This is a genomic window from Bradyrhizobium sp. UFLA06-06 (assembly GCF_054820065.1).
The window spans coordinates 25,908-48,546 of sequence record NZ_JADFUD010000023.1 but is presented as its reverse complement, the minus strand read 5'-3'; the positions used below and the strand labels follow the sequence as shown (position 1 = coordinate 48,546).

General features: G+C 64.3%; 14 protein-coding genes. 6 read left to right on the top strand and 8 right to left on the bottom strand.

Annotation, left to right across the window (positions count from 1 at the left end; genetic code table 11):
• Positions 1 to 3 precede the first annotated feature (3 nt).
• The 4 genes from flgK to IF803_RS20635 all read right to left on the bottom strand — a co-directional run bounded on the left by flgK (position 4) and on the right by IF803_RS20635 (position 6,018).
• Positions 4 to 1,881, bottom strand: coding sequence for a flagellar hook-associated protein FlgK (flgK, locus tag IF803_RS20650; RefSeq protein ID WP_461193275.1), 1,878 nt, complete (start codon positions 1,879 to 1,881; stop codon positions 4 to 6).
• 47 nt (positions 1,882 to 1,928) lie between these two features.
• Positions 1,929 to 3,761: a flagellar hook protein FlgE gene (locus IF803_RS20645; RefSeq protein WP_028341658.1), complete on the bottom strand. Its 1,833-nt coding sequence runs from the start codon at positions 3,759 to 3,761 to the stop codon at positions 1,929 to 1,931.
• Between the two features lie 183 nt (positions 3,762 to 3,944).
• Positions 3,945 to 4,445 (bottom strand): peptide-methionine (R)-S-oxide reductase MsrB, encoded by a 501-nt coding sequence (gene msrB, locus IF803_RS20640; RefSeq protein WP_141340720.1) that lies wholly within the window; start codon positions 4,443 to 4,445, stop codon positions 3,945 to 3,947.
• A gap of 76 nt (positions 4,446 to 4,521) precedes the next feature.
• Positions 4,522 to 6,018, bottom strand: a complete 1,497-nt coding sequence (locus tag IF803_RS20635) for an NAD(P)/FAD-dependent oxidoreductase (RefSeq protein WP_411783259.1) — start codon at positions 6,016 to 6,018, stop codon at positions 4,522 to 4,524.
• Positions 6,019 to 6,112: 94 nt separating this feature from the next.
• Here IF803_RS20635 and IF803_RS20630 point away from each other — a divergent pair, with 94 nt between their 5' ends.
• From IF803_RS20630 to IF803_RS20615, 4 genes are all read left to right on the top strand, one after another.
• Entirely contained in the window at positions 6,113 to 6,655 is a 543-nt protein-coding gene (locus tag IF803_RS20630) for a SixA phosphatase family protein (RefSeq protein ID WP_304496160.1), read from the top strand.
• 155 nt (positions 6,656 to 6,810) lie between these two features.
• On the top strand, positions 6,811 to 7,236 hold the full coding sequence (locus tag IF803_RS20625; RefSeq protein WP_461193274.1) for a universal stress protein: 426 nt from the start codon (positions 6,811 to 6,813) through the stop codon (positions 7,234 to 7,236).
• A 327-nt stretch (positions 7,237 to 7,563) separates the two neighbouring features.
• Positions 7,564 to 10,818 (top strand): AMP-binding protein, encoded by a 3,255-nt coding sequence (locus IF803_RS20620; RefSeq protein ID WP_461193273.1) that lies wholly within the window; start codon positions 7,564 to 7,566, stop codon positions 10,816 to 10,818.
• A 196-nt stretch (positions 10,819 to 11,014) separates the two neighbouring features.
• Positions 11,015 to 11,200: a hypothetical protein gene (locus tag IF803_RS20615; protein ID WP_304496162.1), complete on the top strand. Its 186-nt coding sequence runs from the start codon at positions 11,015 to 11,017 to the stop codon at positions 11,198 to 11,200.
• A gap of 213 nt (positions 11,201 to 11,413) precedes the next feature.
• On the opposite strand, the gene IF803_RS20610 is transcribed toward IF803_RS20615, so the two are convergent.
• The gene (locus tag IF803_RS20610) at positions 11,414 to 12,268 is read right to left on the bottom strand and encodes a Bug family tripartite tricarboxylate transporter substrate binding protein (protein ID WP_461193272.1); all 855 of its coding nucleotides are present in this window, start codon (positions 12,266 to 12,268) and stop codon (positions 11,414 to 11,416) included.
• Positions 12,269 to 12,583: 315 nt separating this feature from the next.
• On the opposite strand from IF803_RS20610, the gene IF803_RS20605 reads away from it, so the two are divergent.
• Positions 12,584 to 14,344 carry an adenylate/guanylate cyclase domain-containing protein gene (locus IF803_RS20605; protein WP_461193271.1) on the top strand — a complete coding sequence of 587 codons (1,761 nt, stop codon included), beginning with the start codon at positions 12,584 to 12,586 and terminating at the stop codon, positions 14,342 to 14,344.
• A gap of 176 nt (positions 14,345 to 14,520) precedes the next feature.
• Here the strand turns inward: IF803_RS20605 and IF803_RS20600 are convergent, their stop codons facing one another.
• From IF803_RS20600 to IF803_RS20590, 3 genes are all read right to left on the bottom strand, one after another.
• Positions 14,521 to 17,556 carry an autotransporter family protein gene (locus IF803_RS20600; protein ID WP_461193270.1) on the bottom strand — a complete coding sequence of 1,012 codons (3,036 nt, stop codon included), beginning with the start codon at positions 17,554 to 17,556 and terminating at the stop codon, positions 14,521 to 14,523.
• 385 nt (positions 17,557 to 17,941) lie between these two features.
• On the bottom strand, positions 17,942 to 20,482 hold the full coding sequence (locus IF803_RS20595; protein ID WP_461193269.1) for a sensor domain-containing protein: 2,541 nt from the start codon (positions 20,480 to 20,482) through the stop codon (positions 17,942 to 17,944).
• A 311-nt stretch (positions 20,483 to 20,793) separates the two neighbouring features.
• The gene (locus tag IF803_RS20590) at positions 20,794 to 21,030 is read right to left on the bottom strand and encodes a DUF1127 domain-containing protein (RefSeq protein WP_245376387.1); all 237 of its coding nucleotides are present in this window, start codon (positions 21,028 to 21,030) and stop codon (positions 20,794 to 20,796) included.
• Between the two features lie 180 nt (positions 21,031 to 21,210).
• Between IF803_RS20590 and IF803_RS20585 the strand changes: the two genes are divergently transcribed.
• A complete protein-coding gene (locus IF803_RS20585; RefSeq protein WP_028341649.1) occupies positions 21,211 to 22,554 on the top strand; it encodes an aminotransferase-like domain-containing protein in 1,344 nt (447 codons plus the stop codon).
• Positions 22,555 to 22,639 lie beyond the last annotated feature (85 nt).

The window sequence follows — 22,639 nt, the reverse complement described above, 5'->3', positions numbered from 1 at the left end:
CCCTCACGTGAGCTGCAGCAGCGCGTCGTACATCTGCTTGATCGACGACATCACGCGCGCATTGGCGGAATAGGCGTTCTGCAGCGAAAGCAGATGCGCCATCTCCTCGTCCATGTTGACGCCGGAGGTCGAGTCCATCTTGGTCTGCAGCGTGTTCAGCACGACGTCCTGGCCGTCAGCGAGTTGCTTGGCGGCGGTCGCCGACTCGCCCTGCTGGCTGATGAACTGCTTGGCAAAGTTCAGCAGCGTGCCGGTGAACGGCGCGCCTGACGTGCCAAGGCCGGTCTGCGGTGAATAGCTGTACGAGGCGTTCGACAGCTGGTTCAGAACGAGGTTGGCGCGCGTGGTGTCGCCGGCCGGCGTCTGCGGATTGGTCGAGTACACCACCATGCGCGAGGGATCGCCGATCAGGCCGGTGTTGACGCTGATGCGCGCGGCAAGGCCGGTCGTCTGCGAGCCGTTCGCGGTGATCGCGCCGGTGTAGAGCCCGCCATTGTCGGTGAACAGCGGAAGATGCGGATCGCCCGAGGTCAGCGACGAAACCGTCGACGTGACCGATGCCGCGGTCACATCGGCCTTGTTGACGGCGCCGTCGTCAAGCACGCGCAGCGTCGACCCCGACGGATTGGAGAATTGCAGGCCGGTTCCGCCGAGTGCGCCGTTGAGCTGCGACAGCACCGAGCTCATGCCGCCCGAGAAATCAATGCCCAGCACCTCGTCGTTCGGATCGACGGTCGCGGTATTGCTCAGCGGCAGCACGCTCGGATCGTCGACGCGAATGATCGACAGATTATGCGTGAGGCCGGTGGTGTTGTCCTTGTAGGAGACGTGGATGGTGTTGCCGTTCTGCAGCCCCGAGAGGTCGAGGTCGAAGCCGGACTGCGCTCCCGCCGTCGCCGCGGTGCCCGCGGTGGTCTTGTCCGACAGCGCGCTCGACATCGCGGCGGCGAACTGATCGATCTGTGTCTGGGCCTGCGCCAGCGTGTTGTCGCGCAACTCGAGATAGGCGGCGATCTTGCCGGAGCGAATCGAGTTGGTCGACACCATGTCATAGGTGCCGCCATGCGGGAACGTGATGGTGATGGTGCCGACGGTGCTCTTGGTCGGGTCGGTATTGTACAACGTGTTGGGCGTCATCGTGCCCTGGGCGTTGAAGCTGAGCGTCGCGGCCTCGGTGCCGACCAGCTGCACGCCGGAATTGGTGAACACGCTCACCTGGTTCTGGCTGTTGGTGACGGTGCGGATGTCCATCAGCTGCGAGAGCTGCGTGACGTAGCGGTCGCGCTGATCGAGCAATGCCGCGGTCGAGGCATCGGTCGTGCCGCCATTGGCCGCCAGCTGGACATTGAGGCGCGCAATCTGCTGCATCGCATTGTTGGCGCTGTTGATGGAATCGCTGATGCCGGCCTCGGCGTTGGCGCGCAGCGTCTGGATTCCCTGCGAGGTCGCGTTGAGCTGCTGCGCCATCGATTGCGCGGCATTGATCACGCCGATGCGGGCCGACTGCGATTCCGGGCTGGTCGACAGCCCCTGCAGCGCGGTCAGGAACTTGTTGTAGGCGTCCTCGATCGTGCCGGTGGAGTCGGGATTGCCGTACACGCCCTGCAGATTGGCCAGGAAATCCGAGCGGACGTCGGCGTAGGCCGCTCCCGACGTCTCGGTACGGAGCTGGGTCTGCAGGAATTCGTCGAGCTGGCGATTGACGCCGGTGATGAGGACGCTCGATCCGTACTGGCCGGTGGTGCCGGTGACCTGGTTGAGCGTCTTCCTGACGTAGCCGGGCGTCTCCGCGTTGGCGACGTTCGACGACACGAGCGAGAGCGAGGCCTGCGTGGCGCGCAGGCCCGACATCGCGGTGGAAAGGGCTTGGCTCAGACCCATGATGTGTACTCGCCTTTACTTCTTCACACGGACAGCAAACGATGCGATCAGCGCACCACGTTCAGGAGATCCTGCACCATCGAATTAGTCGTGGTGATCACCTTGGTGTTCGCCGAATAGGCCTGCTGGGTCACGATCAGCTTGGTAAATTCGTCGGCAATATCGGTGTTCGAGCTCTCGAGCGAGGAACCGACGATGGTGCCGGCCTTGCCGAACAGCGCCGCGCCGGACTCGTCGGTCGCCTCGAACGCACCGCCGTCGATGCGCTTGAGGAAGTTGGTGCCGTTGAAGGTCGCCACCGAGATTTCGGCGAGGTCGATGTTGCGGCCGTTGGTGTAGTTGCCGACGATGCGGCCGTTGGTGGAGACGCTGACCGACTGCAGCTGGCCGGCGGGGAAGCCGTCCTGCTGGATCTGGTTGACCTGAACGTTGCCGTTGGCGTCGGCGAACTGGGTCACGCCGCCGGAGCCGAAATTGATCACGGGGCTGCCGAGCGACACGCCGTTGACGACGGCATTGGTGAGCGCCACCGAGGAGATCGCCGGCGACATCTGGCCGTTCGAGGCGAAGGTGAAGTTGACGTTGACGTTCTGCCAGGAGACCTGCGTGCCGGTCGCGTTGGGATTGACCTGATAGAACAGGTTCCAGGTGTCGGTATGTCCGCTGCCCAGCGAGGAGCTGTCGGTCTTGGCCCAGCGGAATTGCAGGTTCACCGGCGCGCCCGACACGTCGTAGGCCGTGACGGCGCCGCCCGAGACGGATTCGTTCAGGAAGGTCGAGTTGTCGTTGCCGACAACCTGGCCGGTGCCGACCGTGCCGCCGCCGCCGCGAACCGCAACCGCCGAGCCGGTGAAGCCGAGCGCCGCGAAGGCGGTCGCGTTCGAGCTCGTCACGTTGAGATCGGCCAATTTGCCGGAGTGCAAGGTGATCTTGCCGCCGCTGATCGTCGATGACGTGGTGGTACCGGTAATCGAGTCGATCTTCGCGAGCAGCGTTCCGATGCTGTCGGTGACGTTGAGCTGGTTGCCGGTCGCCCCCGAAGCCACGAAGGTGATGACGGTTCCGTTGACCGTGATCGTGTCGGCGGGCACGACGGGCGGGCCGGCAGAGCCGGCGCTGAAGTTGGTATTGATCGAATCGGTGCCGGCTGCGCCCGAAAGCAGCGTCGCGGCGGTAATGGCCACCGACGGCGTCGCCTTGTTGTTTTGCGCGGTGCCGGTGATGGTGGAATCGGTATACGGCGCAGCCGGCGTGCCCAGCACCAACGGATTATTTCCACTGCTGAACGCGCCCGGCCGGATCAGCTCGGAGCCGGGAACCGAAGTGTCGTGCGCGGTGGTCAAGGGATAGGACGCGAGGTTGGCGCGATAGTCGATCTTGGTGGTCTGCTGCGCCGGCAGGAAGTCGTTCTTGAATTGCAGCACCTGCGGCGATGAGCCCGCCGGGTTGCCGGTGGTCGGGTCGATCGGCACGCCCTCGAGATAGTAGCCGGCGCCGTTGACGAGATAGCCGTCCTTGTTGAGCTGGAAATCGCCGCGGCGGGTGTAGCGGTCGACGCCGTCGAACACCGGCGCACCGTCGGTGAAGCTGCCGGGCTTCTGCACCGCGAAAAAGCCGTTGCCGTTGATCGCCATGAAGGTCGCGACCGATGCCGACTGCACGTCGCCCTGCACCGAGTTGGTCGAGCGGGACTGCGCGGTGACGCCGCCGGCGAGCTGCGCGGTCAGCGCGGTCTGCGGGACGAGGTCGAGGAACGAGGTATCGATGCGCTTGAAGGCGGTGGTCTGCGAGTTGGCGATATTGCCGGAGATGTTTTCGAGCGCGTAAGAGCCCGCGCGCAAGCCACCGACAGCCGTCGTGAGAGCGCCGAAGATACCCATGACATGTTCTCCAATTCGATTCCCGGCGGCTGGCAATCACAGGAATGGCCGCATCGGCGGAGCATGTCGCAAAGGTCGTGCCACGAAACAAAACGTAACAAAATCATCCGCTTGAAAAAAATGCCCCGGTCGTTCGACCGGGGCACATTTGCCGGGAGCGGCAACAATTGCCGGGAAGGAATGTCAGGTCGCCGACGGCGCCGCCGGGTGAAACACCAGCGCAAAACCGTCCATGCAGTAGCGCAGTCCGGTCGGTTTCGGGCCGTCGTCGAAGACGTGGCCGAGATGGCCGCCGCAGCGGCGGCAATGCACCTCGGTGCGCACCATGCCGAAGGTGCGGTCCGAGGTCGTGCCGACCGCATTGTCCAGCGGCTTCCAGAAGCTCGGCCAGCCGGTGCCGCTCTCATACTTGGTCTCGGACGAGAACAGCGGCAGGTCGCAGCCGGCGCAGGCGAAGGTGCCCTTGCGGTGCTCCTTGAGCAGCGGGCTGGATCCCGGCCGCTCGGTGCCCTGGTTGCGCAGGATCTCGTATTGCTGCGGCGTCAGCTGCGCGCGCCATTCGGCGTCGGTCTTCTCGATCTCGAATTTCTCGGCGGCCTGCGCCGGCGAGGCGCGCAGCCAGCGGAAGGCGGCGAAGCCGAACAGGCCGGCGACGGAAGCAAGCAGGATGCGGCGATCGATCATCAATCATCTCCGGTGCGGACGGCTCAGCAGGGCGTGCCCGAGGTTCGTCAAGAGATACGAACCCCGCCGGCGGACGTTACATCCGCCCGTCGGAGATCCGCTCACTTTCTTGCGAGGCATCCGGATACGGCGCCTCGCCGTCCTCGATCTGCCTGGGCGCGGGCGGCCGCGCCGGCCGCACCCCCGACGGGGGTGGACGGCGGGGTGCGGGTCCCCTGGTTCCCGCCCTGAGATTGGCCTCGGCGAGCCGCGCCTCCCGCAGGCGCTCCTTCGCACGTGCACCCTCGCGGTAGCGCGCCAGAACACCCGCCGCGGACGCGGCGCCCCTCGCCCACAGGCTGACGAAATGACCGGCGACGCGGCCGGTGGTGCCGCCGGCCCAGACCAGCTCGAACGGCGAAAACAGCCGCCAGCGGTCGTCGCCCCACAGGATGCTGCGCGCGATCAACTGCCCGGCGAGCGCCGAGGTGTTGAGTCCCTGCCGGCCGAAGCCGCTCGCCACCCACAGGCCCCGGCGCAACTGGCCGATCTGCGGCATGCCGTGCACGGTGACGCCGACCGCGCCACCGAACATCTCCGCGATCGGAACCTTGCCGAGTTGCGGAAACACCGTGGCGATGCGGCGCTGCACCGCCCCGCCAAGCCGCTTCGGCCGTGCGTCCCAGGTGGTTTCGGGGCTCGCCCACAACAGCCGATCGCCATCGACGACACGGAAATGGTCGATGCCGTTGCTGTCGACGACCGAGCCGGGAAACGCGATGGTCTCCGCCAGCCGCTCCCCGAGCGGCTCGGTCAAAGCCGCGTAGCGCCACACCGGCAGCAGCGTATCGGACAAGCGCTTCAACGGCGCGCCGAGATGGATGTTGCCGGCGAGGACAATATGGTTGGCGCGCAGCCGCGCCGTCGGCGTCACGATGCGTTTGCGGATGCCAGAAAAATCGATGCTGACGACCGGCGTCTCCTCGAAGATCCGCACGCCCGCCCGCATCGCCAGCGCGGCGAGGCCATGCACATATTTGCGGCCATCGATCTGGAACGCCTTCGGATAATAGATGCCGTGGAAATAGCGGCCGGTCCTGAGCACGCTGCGCACGCGATCGACCTGCCAGCCCTCGACCTCGGTCGCGAAATCCTCGCCCAGCGTCTGCAGGCGGCCGATCAGCGCCTCGCCGACATCGACATTGGAGACCTCCAGCGCGCCATCACTCGGCTTGATGCCCGGGATCAAATCTTCGGTAGCGGTGGCGCGGACATAATCGGCGCCCTCCTTCGACAATGCCCACAATTCGCGGGCATCGTCGAGGCCGACGCGCTCGATCACATCTGTCATCGGCAGACCGAATCCCGGCATCACGGTGCCGAGATGATGACCGGAGGCGTTCCAGCCGATCTGGCGGCCCTCGAGCACCGCGACGCTCGCGCCGAGCCGCGCCGCCTCCCGCGCCACGGTCAGGCCGGCCAGCCCGGCCCCGACCACGCAAATGTCGACGTCGAGGTCGAACGCCAGACGGTCGCCGAACTGCGAGTCCGCCTGATCGGGGCCGTCTGCCGCACTTGTGGAACTCTCGCTCATGGCGTTTCTTACGGACCGCTGCGGCGCTTGTCACCTTGTCCAGGGCATGAGCCTGTAGATTAATTCGACCTGACCGAATCGAGAATGGAAGTCCATGCGCCGTTTGCTGCTGCTGCGTCACGCCAAGACCGAACACGACGCGCCTTCGGGGCACGACCAGGACCGCCGCCTCGACGAGCGCGGCCACCGCGATGCGGCGGAGATCGGCGGCTGGATCGCCCGTCGTCCGCCCCTGCCCAATCTGGCACTGGTCTCGCCGGCAGTCCGCACCGCACAGACCTGGGACATCGTGCGCGAGGCGCTGAAGGGCGCCGGACCTGCGCCGAAAGTCGAATTCGTGCCGGACCTCTACGGCGCCGATCCCGTGCAATTGCTGACCGCGATCCGGATGGCTTCGGTCACCGATCCGAAGCGGCTGATGCTGATCGGCCATAACCCCGGCATGCACGAGCTCGCGCTGACGCTGACCGGCAGCGGCGACGAGGCCGCAAAGCGCGCGCTCGGCGACAATCTGCCGACCTCGGGGCTCGCCGTCTTCGACTTCGCGACCGACGACTGGAACGACGTCTCGTTCCGGCGCGGCAAGCTCGTCCTGTTCGTCAGCCCTAAACTGTTGAAGCAAGCCTCGCGCAGCTGACGCAAGCGGACAGCGCCGCTCCGCCATGCTATATTGACGTCTGCGCGACAGGGGGACCGGTTCGCGTCGATACAGGACGACTTCAAGAAAAAGAAGGCGCGCGTCCCGGCACAGGGACCAAACGGCTCCAGACCAATCGCGGACAGGAGGCGCAGATGTACAAGTCCATTCTCGTGCCGATCGACCTCGCCGACACCGATCTGGCGAAGCCGGCGATCGCAACCGCTGCAACATTGTCGCAAACATGGAACGGGACGGTGCGTCTGCTCAACGTGCTGCCGATGACGCCGGTGATGCTCGCCGAATATGTTCCGGCGGATTTCGACAGCCAGCAGCGTGAAACGTCGGAAGAAGCGCTCGCGATCGTCGCGCGCGAATCCGGCATCGCGCCCGGACGCATCTCCGGCGTGGTCCGCCAGGGCGGCATCTATCACGAGATCCTCGAGGAGGCCGCGAACATGAAAGCTGACCTCATCGTGATGACCTCGCACCGGCCGGCGATGCGCACCTACTTCCTCGGCTCCAATGCCGGCCACGTGGTGCGTTACGCCAAATGCTCGGTGCTGGTGGTGCGGCACTAAAGCGGGATGAGTTTTGGGGCCGTCGCAGGCGGCGCTGCCAAAATATCGAAAACAACCCCATGCAAAGGAGTCGGCGGCTGGCGGGGTCGACCAGGCAACTTGACACGTCGGGCAACTCAGGGATATTCTTCTAATATTCCGAAATTGTGCATACATCCCCTCCCCACACTGTCAGAACGGGCAACTTGCCTGAGCGCAGCCGAGCCGCCCGCGGTCGATTGCCCGACGATGCTATCCGCGTATTCTCGTCTTCGATGTGTTTGAGGGTTCTGGGAATTGACTTCACCAGTTCAGTATACGGAGCGACATTGACGAAGAGGGGCGGCGTTGTCGAATATTGTCAAGGAATTGCGGAAAGGTAACGCACGCAAGAGCGCCGGAAGACGCCCCTTTCCGTGCGTTCGAGACCTCCTCGCCGACCATGCGGAAACTGCGCCGGAGCGCTATGCCATTCTGGCCCCGGCGCGCCGCCCGATGACGTATGGCGCGCTATGGACGCAGGCAAATGAAGTGGTTTTCGGGTTGCGGAACGTCGGCGTGCGCCGAACTGACAGGGTCGCGGTCGTGTTGCCGGACGGACCAGAGGCTGCAGTAGCGGCGATCACGGTTGCGGCCGGCGCGGTTTGTGTGCCTCTCAATCCGGGTTTCACCTGTGATGAATACCAGCGTTATTTCGACGAATTGCAGCTGGCGGCGCTATTGACGCACGCCGACTTGAATTCGGCCAGCCGACGCGCCGCCCAAATCCAGGGCGTGCCCGTGATCGATGTGTCGATTCGGCCGAACGAGGGAGCCGGCGCGTTCAGTGTTGCCGGTCGGGCACCGCAGCTCCTGGTTGACGACGAGTTTGCGTCCAGCGCTGACGACGCGTTCATCCTGATGACATCTGGCAGCACGTCGCGGCCCAAAACGGTCCCTCTGACCCATGCAAGCGTCTGCCTGTCGGCCGACAACGTTGGCGCCGCCCTAGAGCTTGAGGCTCGCGACCGATTGCTGAGCGTGCTGCCTCTCTTTCATGGGCATGGCTTGATCTCGGGACTTCTGGCCGCGCTTGCGGCAGGCTCCAGTGCGGTCTGTCCTCCCGGCTTCGATGCAACAGCCTTCTTCGGCTGGCTGACGGAGTTTCGACCGACCTGGTACACTGCGGTACCGGCAATCCATCGCGCGCTATTGGCAGCGGCCGATCCCTACAGGCAGGCTGCACAGCGGTCCTCGTTGCGGCTCGTTCGTTCGGCTTCGACGTCTCTGTCGTCGGAAGTGCTCGACGGACTGGAAGCGTTGTTTGGTGTTCCCGTTATCGACACCTATGGCATGACGGAGGCTGCCACCCAGATCGCTGCAAATCCCTTGCAGCGGCGAAAGCGCGATTCAGTCGGCCGGCCGGCCGGCCCCGAGATCGCGATACTGGACAGTGTGGGTCGTCGCTTGCCATCCGGCAAACGTGGAGAGATCGCGCTGCGAGGTCCCACCATAACCAGGGGATACGACAATGATGCCGACGCTACCGCGTCCGCATTTCAGGACGGCTGGTTCCGGACCGGAGACGTCGGATACCTGGACGCCGACCGGTACCTTTTTATCGTCGGTCGCATCAAGGAGATCATCCATAAGGGCGGGCAGAAGGTTGCCCCCGCCGAGGTAGAGGGGGCCTTGCTAAGCCACCCGGCTGTGATCGAAGCCGCTGCTTTCCCTGTCCCCCATGAGCGACTAGGCGCGGACGTCGCCGCCGCCATCGTGCTGCGTCAGGACGCAAAGGTGAGCGCACAAAGTCTCCGAGACTATGCCCGAGGACGCCTGGCCGGGTTTAAGGTCCCTGGCCTCATCGTGATTGTACCGGAGATTCCGAAAGGCCCCGGCGGGAAGATCAAGCGCAATGAACTTGCGGCCCGCTTTTCCAAGACTCGACCAATCCAGAACGGCGGCAAGGGAGTTGCGCCCAGCTCGGAATTGGAGCGTCAACTGGCCGGTATCTGGCAGGACATTTTGGACATCGATCAGATCAGCGTTGACCAAGATGTCTTCGCGCTCGGCGTGGATTCACTTGCCATGACCCAGTTGATTTTGCGTGTGGAGGAGCGCTTCGGCAGCACCCTGTCATTCGAAGACATCTTCAATTGGCCGACCGTTGCGGCTCTTGCGCTTCACCTTGAATCATTGAAAGGGGGCGCCGGCTCGTTGGTGCGCCCGCACGATCCGCAACCGCAGATTTCGCGCGCTGATGGAGATGACGCACAGTCAATCTCCATCGTGCAGGAGCGCATGCTACGCATCGAGCGAAAATTATCCGGGTTGCCCCAGTTCAACCTGCCGTTCGCTTATCGATTGCAGGGCCGACTAAGCATTCCCGTGCTCGAGCGGAGCCTTGCCGAGGTCGTGCGTCGGCATGACATGCTGCGCACGGCGTTTATCTGGCAGGGTGAGGTCCCTCTCGCGCGCGTCGTGCCGGACGTCGATGTCAGATCGATCCTGGCTGTGAAGGATTATGCAGCCCCGGTGCATACCGGAGATGCTCGAGCCACGGAACTTCTGCTGGTAAAGGCGAAGTTGGAAGCCGAACGGAGCTCCCTGGCGCCGATCGACATGAACAATGCGCCACTGTTCCGGGCCTATATCTTCCGGCTCGATGCCAGGGACCATGTTTTGCTTCTGGTCATGCACGACATCATCATCGATGGCTGGTCGATGGCAATCTTCATGGAAGAGCTTCTGGAGATTTATGCCGCTGCGATTTCCGGTGCGAAGGTGCAACTGCCCGAACCGTCGCTTCAGTTTTCCGATTTCGCTCGCTGGCAGCGTTTGTGGTCCGGCACCGAGGAAGCAAACAGGCAGTTCGCTTACTGGAAGCGGTGCCTCGACAAAGCCTCACCTCCATTTGCAGCCCCGAAAAGCAGCGTTGGAGGTGAATTGACCTCGCGCGTTGTCCAGGAGCCTTTTCAAATATCCAACAATCTGGTGACGCAGCTCAGCGCCATCAGCCGTGACCGGGGCGCAACCCTGTTCATGAGCTTACTCGCCGGTTTCAAGACCCTGCTGCTGCTCCGGAGCGAGCGCAACGACATTTGCGTCGCGACCTTGATGGCCAATCGGTCTCAACTCCGGACAGAACGCGTGATCGGTCCGTTCGCGAACACCACGATCATCCGCACCCAACTTGATGCTGATCTGACCTTTGGCGAAGCGCTCAATCGCGTGCGCGAGGCCGTCCTGGAGGCTCACGCCAGACAAGAACTTCCATTCGATATCATTGCCAGCCGACTGGCGGAAGAAACCGGCTTGTGCCCGGCATCACTCGTTCAAGTTTATTTCGTTCTCCAGGTTGCGTTCCGCCGAGCGCTCCGGCTGCCCGATCTGACGGTTCGCCCGTTCGGCTACCAGGAGGAACGGTCTGCCATGCCGATTGATCGCGCTTGGCTCTCGATGACCCTCAAGGACACCCCGTCGGGAATGACCGGCATATGCGGGCGCAAGGACGACTTGTTCGAGCCGCACACCGTCCAGAATTGGATTGCCGACTACACGGCAATCCTGGTCAATGCGGCCGCAAACCCCAACGCGCAGCTTGGCCGATTGATTGATCCTTGAAACGATCAGGTCAGTCGCACCAAGCCGGTGCCAAAAGTGCAACGCTTTGTGTCGGTGTCACGCCGCGCAAGCTCGCCCAAAATTCGTCGGAGCCGAGTATCATCCCGCTTGATTATCCACTAGAAATTGTCGACAATTCAGCCGTGTATTGGACAAGGGATTAATCAAATCTAGTTTTGCCACTTTGGAGGCGGCGATGTGTAGATTTGCAGTGGATCTCATTGACTTCGAGGAATTGACCGCGGCGCAAAGGAAAGCACTGCTGAAGGACCTACAGAAGCGCAGGGATGCTCTGCAAGCGCAGCTGGAGGATGTCAATGAATCGCTGAAGGGCGTCAATCAAGCGCTTAAGACGGTCCAGAAAGTATCTAAGGGCCGTTAGTGCCCTGGCCCAGCGCCCGACAAAGCTGCAATCTGGTCTCGGTCCGTGCAGGGGCTCCGTGATCGGAGCTCAAGGCAGCGTCCAAATATGCGCTTGCCGAATGCGGAAGAGACGGGGGAGCCCTGAGCCAGAGCACGCAAAATCGACGCTGCTCCGGGCAGCAGGATGTGAAGCCCGTTGGTCACGTCATGGCCGGCCACCGTTGCTCTTGTGTCAGGGTTGGATTCCGAGCGCCTTAAGTATGGGCGTCCACTGGGCGTAATCCCTCTCATGCATCGCTCGTGCCTCAGCACCGGATCGCCATACATGCTTGAATCCAACATTCTTCAGCTTTTCCTGAGAACCTTGCGACGCTTGCCGGAAAATCTCGGCGAGGCGGACGACTTCCTCCGCTGATGTATCCGGCGGAGCGAGGATGCCGACCCATCCTTCCGTCTCAATCCCGCTACCGGTTTGCGCAATAATCCGAAGCGAATCTTGAAACGGGAGAAAATCTGGAAAAGGAACAATCGCAGCCGCGACGTGCCCCCCAAGGACGCTGAGGATCGCCGGCGCCGAGCCTTGATACGGCACGTGCACCATCGGCACTCCGTAGTCACTGAAAAGCTTTGTGCCTATCAGATGGGGAATGCTCCCGGCGCCTGCGGTGGCTACGGTGCGATATTTCTCCTCGCGCGAGGCTTCCTGCATGTATTCAGCAAGGTGCGCGGGAGCGTCTTTTCTCGTGACAGCAACGTAGGAGAAGGTCGCCAAAATTCCGATCGGCACGAGCCCGCTTTGGGGTGACGTCCTGAGCGACGACGTGGAGGACATGAACAAGAGCGTTCGAGTCCCCTTTTGCCGAAGGATCCAATCCGCCGCTATCGCCCCTCCTGCGCCAGGTCGATTTTCCACGATCGTGGAAATTCGCGCCATCTGCTCGGCTGCTTCAGCCACGATTCTGGCCGCGGTTGAGGAGGTTCCCCCTGCTGCAAATCCCACGACCAATGTAATCTGCCCTTCATTCGGCAGGGCGGGACTGGAGAGCATCACAAGCGCGGCGAGAAATAGCGGCGTGAGTCTCGTCATGCACTGATCCCTTTCCGCCGGGTATCGCGATTTTCAAGGACAACTGGACCACGCGCCCTTCAAGGGCGCAACCTCCGAAAGAACGTCATCCGACCAGCTGGCGCTCTCGGGCACCCTGCAAGCGCGCCCATCCGTCCGCGACTCGCACGCGGTTCGCCATCGAAGCGGGCAGAATTCGATACCGGGTCGATCTCGCCAAGCTCGCACGCGGGCTGGCACTAACTGAACAACACCGGTGTTCGGAGCCCGATAGACACCTCCTTCTTCTGACAATAGTCTTTGACTAAAGATCGGATCGGATCAGGGCGAGCTTTTATGGCCGCAGACCGTGTGGAACGGCGACTGAGTGCTATTTTCGTGGCCGATGTGGCTGGCTACAGCCGCCTCATGGGTGCTGATGAGGAGGGTACGCACGCCCGGCTGAACGAACATCTGTCCGCGCTCCTCTATCCCGAGATCGAAAAGCACGGCGGGCGGCTCATCAGAAGCGCTGGCGACGGAATCTTGGTGGAGTTTGCCAGCGTGGTCGGCGCGATGCGATGCGCCGTTGCGATACAGCGTGGCATGATCACTCGAAACACCGATGTGCGAATTGAAAAGCGGATCGAGTTCCGCATTGGCATCAATGCCGGCGACATCATCATAGAAGGCGGCGATATCTTTGGGGACGGGGTAAATGTTGCGGCTCGGCTCGAGGCGCTTTGTGAGCCGGGCGACATCTGTGTATCGCAACGCGTGCGCGAAGATACGCAGGATAAGCTTGACGTCGAATTCGAAGATAGTGGCGAGCATCAACTGAAGAACATTGCACGGCCGGTGCGGGTCTATCGCGTGTCGTTCGGCAACGCCCCGGCGCGACCGGCGCTTGCGCTTCCCGACAAGCCATCGGTCGCCGTCCTGGCTTTTGAGAATATGAGTCGCGACCCGGAGCAGGAGTACTTTGCGGATGGAATTTCGGAAGACATCATCACCGAGTTGTCCCGCTTCTCGGACTTGTTCGTGATCGCACGCAATTCGAGTTTTCGATACAAGGGCAGAGCGGTTGACTTGCGTCTGGTGGGTCGAGAACTCGGCGTGCGCTATGTTCTGGAGGGTAGCGTTCGTCGGGGCAATGACCGAGTTCGGATCACGGCGCAGCTGATTGATGCTGCAAGTGGCGTCCACCGCTGGGCCGAGCGCTATGACCAGAAGTTAAAGGATGTATTTGCGATCCAGGACGACGTGGCGCGGACGATCGCCGCAATTCTGGTCGCGCATGTGAACATGGCGGAAGCTGAACGCACCTTGCTCAAGCCGCCCAAGACTTGGCAGGCCTACGATCACTACATGCGCGCAAGTGCGGCGTGGATAGCGTTCCAGTCCTCGTGGCAAATGGCGGAATTATTGAGGACACGAGGGCACCTCGCAGATTCGCTGGCCATCGATCCGAAATATGCCCGTTGCTATACAATGCTGGCCAGCACTCACCGGGTGGCTTGGCTCAATCCGCTGAATGATGAATATTTGAGCCCGACTATCCTTGACCTGGCCATCAAATTGGCGCGCACGGCAATTGCCCACAATCCGAGCCTGCCCGAAGCCTATGCCGAGTTGGGCTATAACATCATCCGGAAGCGTGACTTCGACGCAGCGACTGGCGCCGCCGAAAGGGCGCTGGCGCTAAACCCCAATTTCGCGGATTACCGCCTCGCGCAAATATTTTACTCGGTGGGAGAGCCGACCAGAGCTATTGCAATCGCCAAGTTGCAAATGCGCCTTGATCCATTCCATCCGCATTTTGCGCCGTTGATGGTCGGCGTAGCTCACTACCACCTCAGAGAATACCACGATGCCCAACATTGGTTGACCGAAGCCATTAGCCGCGCGCCCAATCACCAGTATGGCCACGCCTTCTTGGCTGCGACGTACGCTCAGCTGGGACGAATGGAAGATGCTCGTGCAGAGGCAAACGAGGTTCTACGCTTAAATCCAAGATACAGCATCAGCGGCACCCAGCAGCAGGTATCCATTCTCAAACGCGCCGAAGATTTGGAGCACCTGGTTGACGGGCTGCGAAAGGCCGGCCTTCCAGCCTAGTCTTGGCGAATGCGCGGGGGCAAGACATGAGGCGCTGACCGACGGCGATTGGTCGCTATGGACCGAAAAGCGGACGCACTGTGCTCACGTTGAGTTCAGCTTCTGACGCACACCGGACTTGCCATATTCGCTTTAGATGCGGCGCATCATCACGACGGCATGTCGCTCCGCCCGCTCTACCACGTGTAACGGATCGTGCCGGTGCCGGCATAGGTTTGCGAGCCGCGCGCGAACTCGCCGTCGAACTTGCCGAGAAGTGTGACGCCGTTGACGAGCTTGAGCTCGGCGCCCGCGGATACCAGCGCGGAGTCCTTCGCGGGCGCCGCGCCGTTGACGATGAAGCTTGCGCCGGGAAGCGTCTGGAACACGGCGGTCAGCGCCGGGTCGCTCACCCAGTCGTGCGCCCAGGCAATGCGTCCGCGCCAGGTCAGCACGGCATCGCGGGAGAACGCCGTCACATAGTCGAAGCGGCTGCCGAGCTCGCTCCTGGTATCCGTGCCGGCGCGCGAATTGTAGGTCAGCCCGAAGCCGCCACCGCTGACGTCGACCTCGCTGTAGCCAGGCGTACGGAAGTTCTGCGCCTGCAGCGCGGCGTAGGGCGTGATCCCGGCGACCGGTGAGCCGAAGCGATAACCGCCCTCGGCGCGTCCAGCAAAGCTCTGCGCGTTGAAATCGGCGGTGAGGTGGTCGCCGAACGCCGCGACGCGGTCGGTCGACATCCAGTAATTGGCAAACGCCAGCGATGCCGCGACATAGGCCGGACCCGAGCGGGTCGCGGCATAGGCGCCGGCCTGGAATGCATCGCTCCTGCCACCGCCCAAGCCCTGTGCGAGATCCCATCTTGTACCGCCGCCGGCGAGCGCGAAGCCCAATACCGTGTCGCGGGTGAAATGATAGTCGAGGCCGGTCGCATAGCCCGCGGCGCGCGACGTCAGGTCATGACTGCCGAGCACGGCCGGATCGCCATTGGTCTTGTTGTAGCCGCCGAAGCCGGCGCCCCATACGCTCCAGCGCGGCTCGTACACCACGGGCGGCGCCTTGTAGAGCGGCGTCTTCATCACCTTGGCATACGCGAGCGCGATGTCGGCGGGCAGGTCCGGCCGATCGGGCGCAAAGCCGAGCGTGGGACTGCCGGCGCCAGCGACGCCGTTGCGTCCATCGACGAACGGATCGAGCATGACGCCGAGGAACTGGGTCATCAGCTGGAAGGCACCCTGCTGCGCGCCGGTCGCCGCCTCGCCCGAAAGCAGCGTAAGTGCATTGGCGCGATTGGCGCCAGTTAGGGAGAACAGGTTGCCGAAGCTCGGCGTCAGCGTCCCGCCGCTGTTGAAGAAGTTGTTGAGCGCGCTCGCGACGTTCTGCTGGTTCTGGTTGAGGCCGGCGCCCGCCCCTAAGACGGCACTCGTCAGGGTGAGGACTACGTCATTGGTGGTATAGGTCAGGCCAAAGGTGAAATTCGAATTGCTCACGCTCAGCCCGTCGAACCTGCTGCCGCCCAGCCCGTTGGCGTGCAGGATCGTATAGGCCTGCCCACGCGTGAAGGAGCCGGGGCCGACCACGGCCTGCACGGTGCCGGCGAGCGTCGCCGTGCCCGTGACATTGGCAAAGCTCGCGGCCGACGGGCTCACCTGCACCAGATAAACCGCGCCCGACTGGAAGGCGAGGTTGCCGGCGACCGTCATCGAGCTGCCGGCGGCGCCCGAGCCGGGCGCGAACGTGCCGCCGCTGGTCATCGTGAAGCTGCCGGTCGTGCCCGTTCCGGTGAGGGAGTTGACGCCCGCAGTGAAGACGATCGCATCGGCACGCGTCACACCGTCCCCGGAAAGGCCGCCGGTGATCGTGCCGTTGTTGACGATCGCGAGGCCCGCGCCGCTGATGCCGGCACCGCCGGCGCCGGGGGTGGCACTGCCGCCCCCGATGCCAAAGCTTCCGCCATTTCCACCCGAAATAAATCCGGCGTTCGTGAGCGTCCCACCCGCGCCGGCGAAGGAGACGCCCACACCGCCGGAGGCGCCGTTCCCACCGGAGGCGCTGACGAGCCCGAAGCCGCCGCTTCCGCCGTTTCCTCCCGTAATGGATCCTGCGTTCGTGAGCGACCCGCCTGTGCCGGCGAAGGCTACGCCCGCTCCGCCGGAGCCACCCGCGCCAGCCGATCCGGCGCCGCTCAAGCCCGTAGAACTCTGCCCGCCGTTTCCGCCATTTCCACCCGTTATGGTTCCGGAGGTCGTGAGCGTTGCACCCGTGCCGGCGAAATAGGCGCCCGCTCCGCCGGAGCCGCCGTTCCCGCCGGGGGCGCCGAAACTGCCGATCCCGCCGCTTCCGCCGTTTCCTCCCGTAATGGCTTCGGTGTTCGTGAGCATCCCGCCGGTGCCGGCGAAGGAGACGCCCGCACCGCCGGAGCCGCCCGCACCACCCGATCCGATGAAGCCCATGGTCGCAAAACCACGTCCGCCGCTTCCGCCACTTCCTCCCGTTATGGTTCCGGAGGTCGTGAGCATTGCACCCGAGTCGACGAAATAGGCGCCCACTCCGCCGGACCCACCAGCTCCGCCGTTTCCTCCGCCGCCGCCTGCAAAGGGTTGAATGAGATTTCCGTTGCCGCCGTTGCCGCCTGTTCCTCCGTCAATCGACCCGGAATTCGTGTTGGCGGTTGCCCCCGAGACGATGGCTCCATAGCCGCCGCTGCCGCCACCACCACCGCCGGCGCCGCTCCCGCCGTTCCCGCCGGTGCCGCCGGCCAGCGCACCGACATTGCCAAGTGTCGTCGCCACGGTTCCGTTAGTACCCCCGGCCCCGCCGCCACCACCGCCAGCGCTACCGACGCCGCCGCCTCCGTTTGTCCCGTTTGCGCCGGGCGTATTGCCGCCGGCGCCTGCGAGCCCGCCGGTTGAGCCGGTCCCGCCGGAGCCGCCGCTGCCACCCCCTGCGCCCCCGCCACCGCCGCCCGAACCTGCAAGGCCAGTCAATCCGTTGGCTCCGGCACCGCCGTTTGGATCGATGCCGCCCGCGCCGCCAGAGCTGGATGCATCGCCGCCCTTGCCGCCGTCCGCGCGCACAGACGTCGGCGCCATCGAAATGGCGGCAAGTGCGATGCAAACGGTCGCTGCGATCAATGTCGTGCCGGAGAGCAATGCCGTGCGCCGTCGTGCGACGATGCGGCCTGCGACATCGCCGCGGTCCGCCCGCGTTGCCACGCCGTCGGATGAGTCCACACGTGCGGCTCGCGCACGCAAATGCTGCCAATGCACGCTTCGCCCCCTCGCGTCCCGCTGGCAACGCTATTTGTGTGCCAGCTCACAATCAACCAAAGATGGAATTTGCAAGATGGATTGCCGCCGCTTGTGGCTTTCGCGCTACGCTATCGGACAGCTCGGATGCTTGGCTTTACCAGCTTGGTTGCTGCGATTGCTCAGAGCCGCTGTTGGCCCTTCTCGAACCTCCGGCGAGGTCCGCCTTCTCGCCGCTGTCAGGGTGAGAGCAGACGTCAAGCGCCCCTCGCCCAATGCCGGTGTGTGAGTACACGGCCTAGCGAATGGTCAGCTGCCACCATCGAGGCAAAGCCACGCACAAAAAGGATGCTGCCAAAGCGGTGTTCGCCTAGAGGCGATTCCGTTTCGGCTGCATCCGGCGCGCCTCGCGCTCGATGCTGGCGGCGACCAGCGGCGCCTCGCCGGCGGCGACCGGCGGGGAAAACACGAAGCCCTGCACCACATCGCAATCGAGTCCGCCGAGCACGTCCAGTTCGGCGGACAATTCGGCTCCCTCCGCCACGACAGTCATGCCGAGCCCGTGCGACAGGGCGATGATGCCCCCGAGCAGCTTGCGCTTCTCCGGCGCGGTGGAAATGCCATCCACGAAGGCCCGGTCCACTTTCAGGCAGTCGAAAGGCAGGCGCGTCAGATAGCCGAGCGAGGAATAACCCGAGCCGAAATCGTCCAGCGCCAGCCGGGCGCCCAAGCCGGACAGCGCCGTCAGCGTGCGACTGATCCGTTGCTCGGTATGATCCACGAACAGGCTTTCGGTCAGCTCCAGGCAGAGCAGCTCCGCCGGAAAGCCGGTCTCTGCCAGGATGGCCGAGACCGCGGTCTCGAAATCCACGCTCCAGATCTGCGCCGGCGAGACATTGACCGAGATGGAGCGCGGCGGCAGCCCGGCGTCCAGCCAGGCGCGGCCCTGCCGGCAGGCCTCGCGCAGCACCCACAGGCCGAGATCGACGATGAGGCCGGAGCTTTCGGCAATCGGGATGAACTCCGCCGGCGAGATCGGCCCGCGCTCGGGATGGGCCCAGCGCAGCAGCGCCTCGAAGCCGGTGACGCGGCCGGTCTTCAGGTCCACCTGCGGCTGATAATGCGCCTCGAGGGCGCCGGCCTCCACGGCGTGGCGCAGATGGCGGCCGAGATCGAGCCTTTCATCGACCGCCTGCGCATAGACCGGCTCGAACAGTTGCGCCCGCCCTCGCCCGGCCTCCTTGGCCATGTAGAGCGCGAGGTCTGCGTTGCGCACGGCGGTCTCCGCCGTCGCGCCGTGCTCCGGCAGGCGGGCGATGCCGATGGTGGCGCCGACCGAGGCCTCGCCCTCGGCGAGATCGACGGGGCCGGACAGTTTGCCGATCAGCCGATCGGCAAGCCCGGTCAGTGCGGCGTCGGACGTGTCGCATCCATCCGCCAGCACGGCGAATTCGTCGCCGCCGAGCCGGGCGATGACGGCGCGCGGTCCCAGGTCCTGCCGCAACGCAGCCGCCACCTTGATCAGCAATTCGTCACCGGCGGCATGGCCGAGGGAATCATTGACCTCCTTGAAGCGATCGAGGTCGATGAGCAGCAGCGCACCAGTCCGGCCTCCCTGGGAGCAGCCTTCGGTCAGGGCGGCGAGCTGGCGCGTGAACAGCGCGCGATTGGCAAGGCCGGTCAACGGATCGCTGTAGGCGAGCTGCTCGAGCTGGCGCTCGGCTTCCTTGCGCTCGGTGACGTCCTGCACGGTGCCGATGATGCCGACGACCTTGTCGTGGGCAACCTCCGCCTTGCAGATGACCGCCAGATCGCGGGCCGTGCCGTCCGCGTGCAGGATGCGCAGGTCCGTGGCCTCGGTCCGGCGGGTGCGCAGCACCCGTTTCTGCACCTCCCGAAAGCGATCGGCGTCGCCGTCCAGGAAATAGGGCCTCATGTTCTCATCGGTCGGCTCGAACGTGTCGGGCAAGCCGAGAAGCTGGTAGAGCTCGGGCGCCCAGATCGTGCGGCCGCTGTCCAGCCGGTGGCTCCAGGTGCCGATCTTGCCGAGGCGATGGGCCTCCTCCAGCGCCCGCGTGCGCTGGTCGAGCAGCGCCTTGGCCGCCCTGAGCTGGGTGATGTCGCTGGAGGTGCCGCGATAGCCGAGAAAGCTCCCGTCATCGGCGAAGATCGGCTTGCCGCTGGTGCAGATACTGACGCGCGAGCCGTCCTTGCCGATCAGCGTATAGGTGAAATCGCGAAAAGGGCGATGGGCCTCCATATCGGCCCGGTGCCGCGCCATGGCCTCGCCATCCTCGGGCGCATAAGTCAGTTCCCAGCGCGCCTTCCTGCCGGCGGCCACCGTCTGGAACGCCACATTGCCGGCGAGCGATTTGGGATAGGGCAGCAGCCGATGCTCGGCGTCGCTCTCCCAGCACCAGTCCGAGGCGGTAGAGACGAAATCGGCCAGCCGTTGCTCGCTCTCCGCCAGGCGCCGCAGCGCGGAGGTCTCCTCCGTGACGTCGCGGACAATGCCGGACACGCGTCGAACCTGACCGTGCGCGTCGAATTCCGGCTCGCCGTGCACGACGCAGTCGAGCAGGCTGCCATCGGGACCGCGGAGTCTCGTCCGCACCGCATAGGGCCGCCCCTCCGCCCAGCAGGCCGCGTAATGCGCCTCCAGCAGCTTCCGGCTTTCGGGTAAATAGCGCTCGCGCACCGTGGCGATGGGGATGTAGCCGTCGGCGGTCTCGAATTCGTAGAATGCGGCGAGCTCGGGCGATATCCAGAGATCGGTCGCGGCGGCACTCAGCGACTCCCAGTAGCCCATGCGGGCCAACCGGATCGCACAGCGCAGCGATCGCTCCTCATGCCAGCGGCGACGCGCTTCCCGGGTCGGGGCCTGCCCTTGCGACAATTTGCGAGCGGCCATCGGTCCCCAACTCAACGCTAGCGTACGCAGCTAACAGGCTAGCATAGAGCGTCACAACCTTGGAGCGACGGCGGTGAGGAGATGGGGTTCTTCCGCTTCTTTGGTGTAGTTTCGGTGAATTCTGCAACCGGCAGTCGGCGCCCGGCCCTAAAGCGCGACGTGATTGGGTTGAATCGTCATCGCGCTTTGGCTCTTTGTTTGAGCATGATCTCCGTTTGAGCATGATCTCCGCGCAAACGCGTCCCGCGTTTGTCGCGAGGGAAAACCGCTTCGCACTTTTCCGGATCATGCTTTAGCGCCGTACCGGCATCTTAACGGATGCGCACCAGCTCGAGGTCGAAGTCGCCGGTGACGGCGGTCTCGATCTGGCAGCGCGAGAGTCCGATATCGCGCAACGCCCGGTCATCGAGCTGGCGCAGCGTCTTGATCGCCTCGCGGCGCACCCAATGGGTCGCGAGTGCATCGCCCCACACTCGCAGCAATCGGAGCAATCCGCCCAACATGCTGGACCGCGCGGGCCCTGCGGCGGCTGAGGATATCGCTGACATTGTCATCTCCTTCGCTGCCCATGGACAAAGCTATGCCATTGACGCAAATGCTGTTTCAGCGCCTGCGCCGTCGGGACCTCGGATTGCTTGCGCGCTCCTCGGTGCAATCATGGGCTTGTTCCCTCTTAAATGATCCGGTACATTGCTCGGAGCAAGTAAAACATTGCTCTCGGTGCAATAATGTCGAGGTTCGAATATCTGAAGCTGGCGGATGCGGTGGCCGCCGAGATCGCCAGCGGCGCGCTGAAGGCGGGCGACCGGCTGCCGCCGCAGCGTCATTTCGCCTATGACCGCAACATCGCGGTCTCGACGGCGAGCAGGGTCTACACCGAGCTGTTGCGGCGCGGGCTGGTGGTCGGTGAAGTCGGCCGCGGCACCTTCGTCTCCGGCGAGGCACGCCGCGGCATTGCAGCGCCGACCGAGCCGCGCGGCGCCCGCATCGACCTCGAGTTCAACTACCCGCTGCTGCCGCACCAGGCGACGATGATCGCCAAGAGCCTCGAAGGACTGGAGCGGCCCGAGGTGCTCGAGGGCGCGCTGCGGCCGGCGACCAGTTTTGGCACGCGAGCGGCACGAACCATCTCCTCGGAATTTCTGGCGCGCAAGAACTGGACGCCAAATCCCGACCAGATCGTGTTCACCGCCAATGGCCGGCAATGCATCGCCGCCGCGCTCGCCGCCGTCGTGCCGCCCGGCGGACGCTGCGGCGTCGAGGCGCTGACCTACCCGTTCGTCAAGGGCATCGCCGCGCGGCTCGGCATCTCGCTGGTGCCGCTCGCGATGGACGAACACGGCGTGCGACCGGATGCGGTGCAGAAGGCGCATCGCGAGGCGCATCTGTCCGCGATCTACGTCCAGCCGACGATCCAGAACCCGCTCAGCATCACCATGCCGCCCGAGCGCCGCGCCGAGCTGCTGCGGGTGGTGGAGAAGCTCGGCCTCGTCGTCATCGAGGACGGCGTCTACGGCTTCCTCGACGATGAGGCGCCGCTGGCCGCGCTGGCGCCCGACAGCTGCATCATGCTCGACAGCCTGTCGAAGAAGGTCGCGCCGGGCCTCGCGCTCGGCTTCATCGTGTCGCCGCCGCGGCTGCGCGAGAGCATCATGGCCGCGGTGCGCTCGGGCGGCTGGACCGCGTCGGGCTACGCCTTCGCCGCGGGGCAGCGGCTGATGGCCGACGGCACCGCCGCCGAATTGTCACGGCTGAAGCGGATCGATGCCGGCCGCCGCCAGCTTCTGGCGGCGAAGCATCTGGCCGATTTCGAAATCCAGACCAATCCGAAGTCGTATCATCTCTGGCTGACCTTGCCGCCGCATTGGCGCTCGCAGACCCTGGTCGCGGCCGCAGCGCGCCGCGACATCGCGCTGACGCCGTCGACGACCTTCGCCGCCACGCCGGGGCACGCGCCCAATGCGGTGCGGCTCGCGCTCGCCGCACCGCCGATGGAGCAACTCGACCTCGGCCTGCGGACTCTCGCAGGCATGCTGAGCGCGACCGAAGAGGATTTTGACTCGACGGAGTGACGCACGGTCACTCCGAAGCGGCGCAGCAGTCCAGAATTGGATACGAGCGGCACGCGCAGCGCCCTATTTCCAGTGGTCCTGGCGC

Excerpts from the sequence above, each read along its gene's own strand:
- flgK (WP_461193275.1), bottom strand. The coding sequence starts at position 1,881 with ATGGGTCTGAGCCAAGCCCTTTCCACCGCGATGTCGGGCCTGCGCGCC.
- IF803_RS20645 (WP_028341658.1), bottom strand. The coding sequence starts at position 3,761 with ATGGGTATCTTCGGCGCTCTCACGACGGCTGTCGGTGGCTTGCGCGCG.
- msrB (WP_141340720.1), bottom strand. The coding sequence starts at position 4,445 with ATGATCGATCGCCGCATCCTGCTTGCTTCCGTCGCCGGCCTGTTCGGC.
- IF803_RS20635 (WP_411783259.1), bottom strand. The coding sequence starts at position 6,018 with ATGAGCGAGAGTTCCACAAGTGCGGCAGACGGCCCCGATCAGGCGGAC.
- IF803_RS20630 (WP_304496160.1), top strand. The coding sequence starts at position 6,113 with ATGCGCCGTTTGCTGCTGCTGCGTCACGCCAAGACCGAACACGACGCG.
- IF803_RS20625 (WP_461193274.1), top strand. The coding sequence starts at position 6,811 with ATGTACAAGTCCATTCTCGTGCCGATCGACCTCGCCGACACCGATCTG.
- IF803_RS20615 (WP_304496162.1), top strand. The coding sequence starts at position 11,015 with ATGTGTAGATTTGCAGTGGATCTCATTGACTTCGAGGAATTGACCGCG.
- IF803_RS20610 (WP_461193272.1), bottom strand. The coding sequence starts at position 12,268 with ATGACGAGACTCACGCCGCTATTTCTCGCCGCGCTTGTGATGCTCTCC.
- IF803_RS20605 (WP_461193271.1), top strand. The coding sequence starts at position 12,584 with ATGGCCGCAGACCGTGTGGAACGGCGACTGAGTGCTATTTTCGTGGCC.
- IF803_RS20595 (WP_461193269.1), bottom strand. The coding sequence starts at position 20,482 with ATGGCCGCTCGCAAATTGTCGCAAGGGCAGGCCCCGACCCGGGAAGCG.
- IF803_RS20590 (WP_245376387.1), bottom strand. The coding sequence starts at position 21,030 with ATGTCAGCGATATCCTCAGCCGCCGCAGGGCCCGCGCGGTCCAGCATG.
- IF803_RS20585 (WP_028341649.1), top strand. The coding sequence starts at position 21,211 with ATGTCGAGGTTCGAATATCTGAAGCTGGCGGATGCGGTGGCCGCCGAG.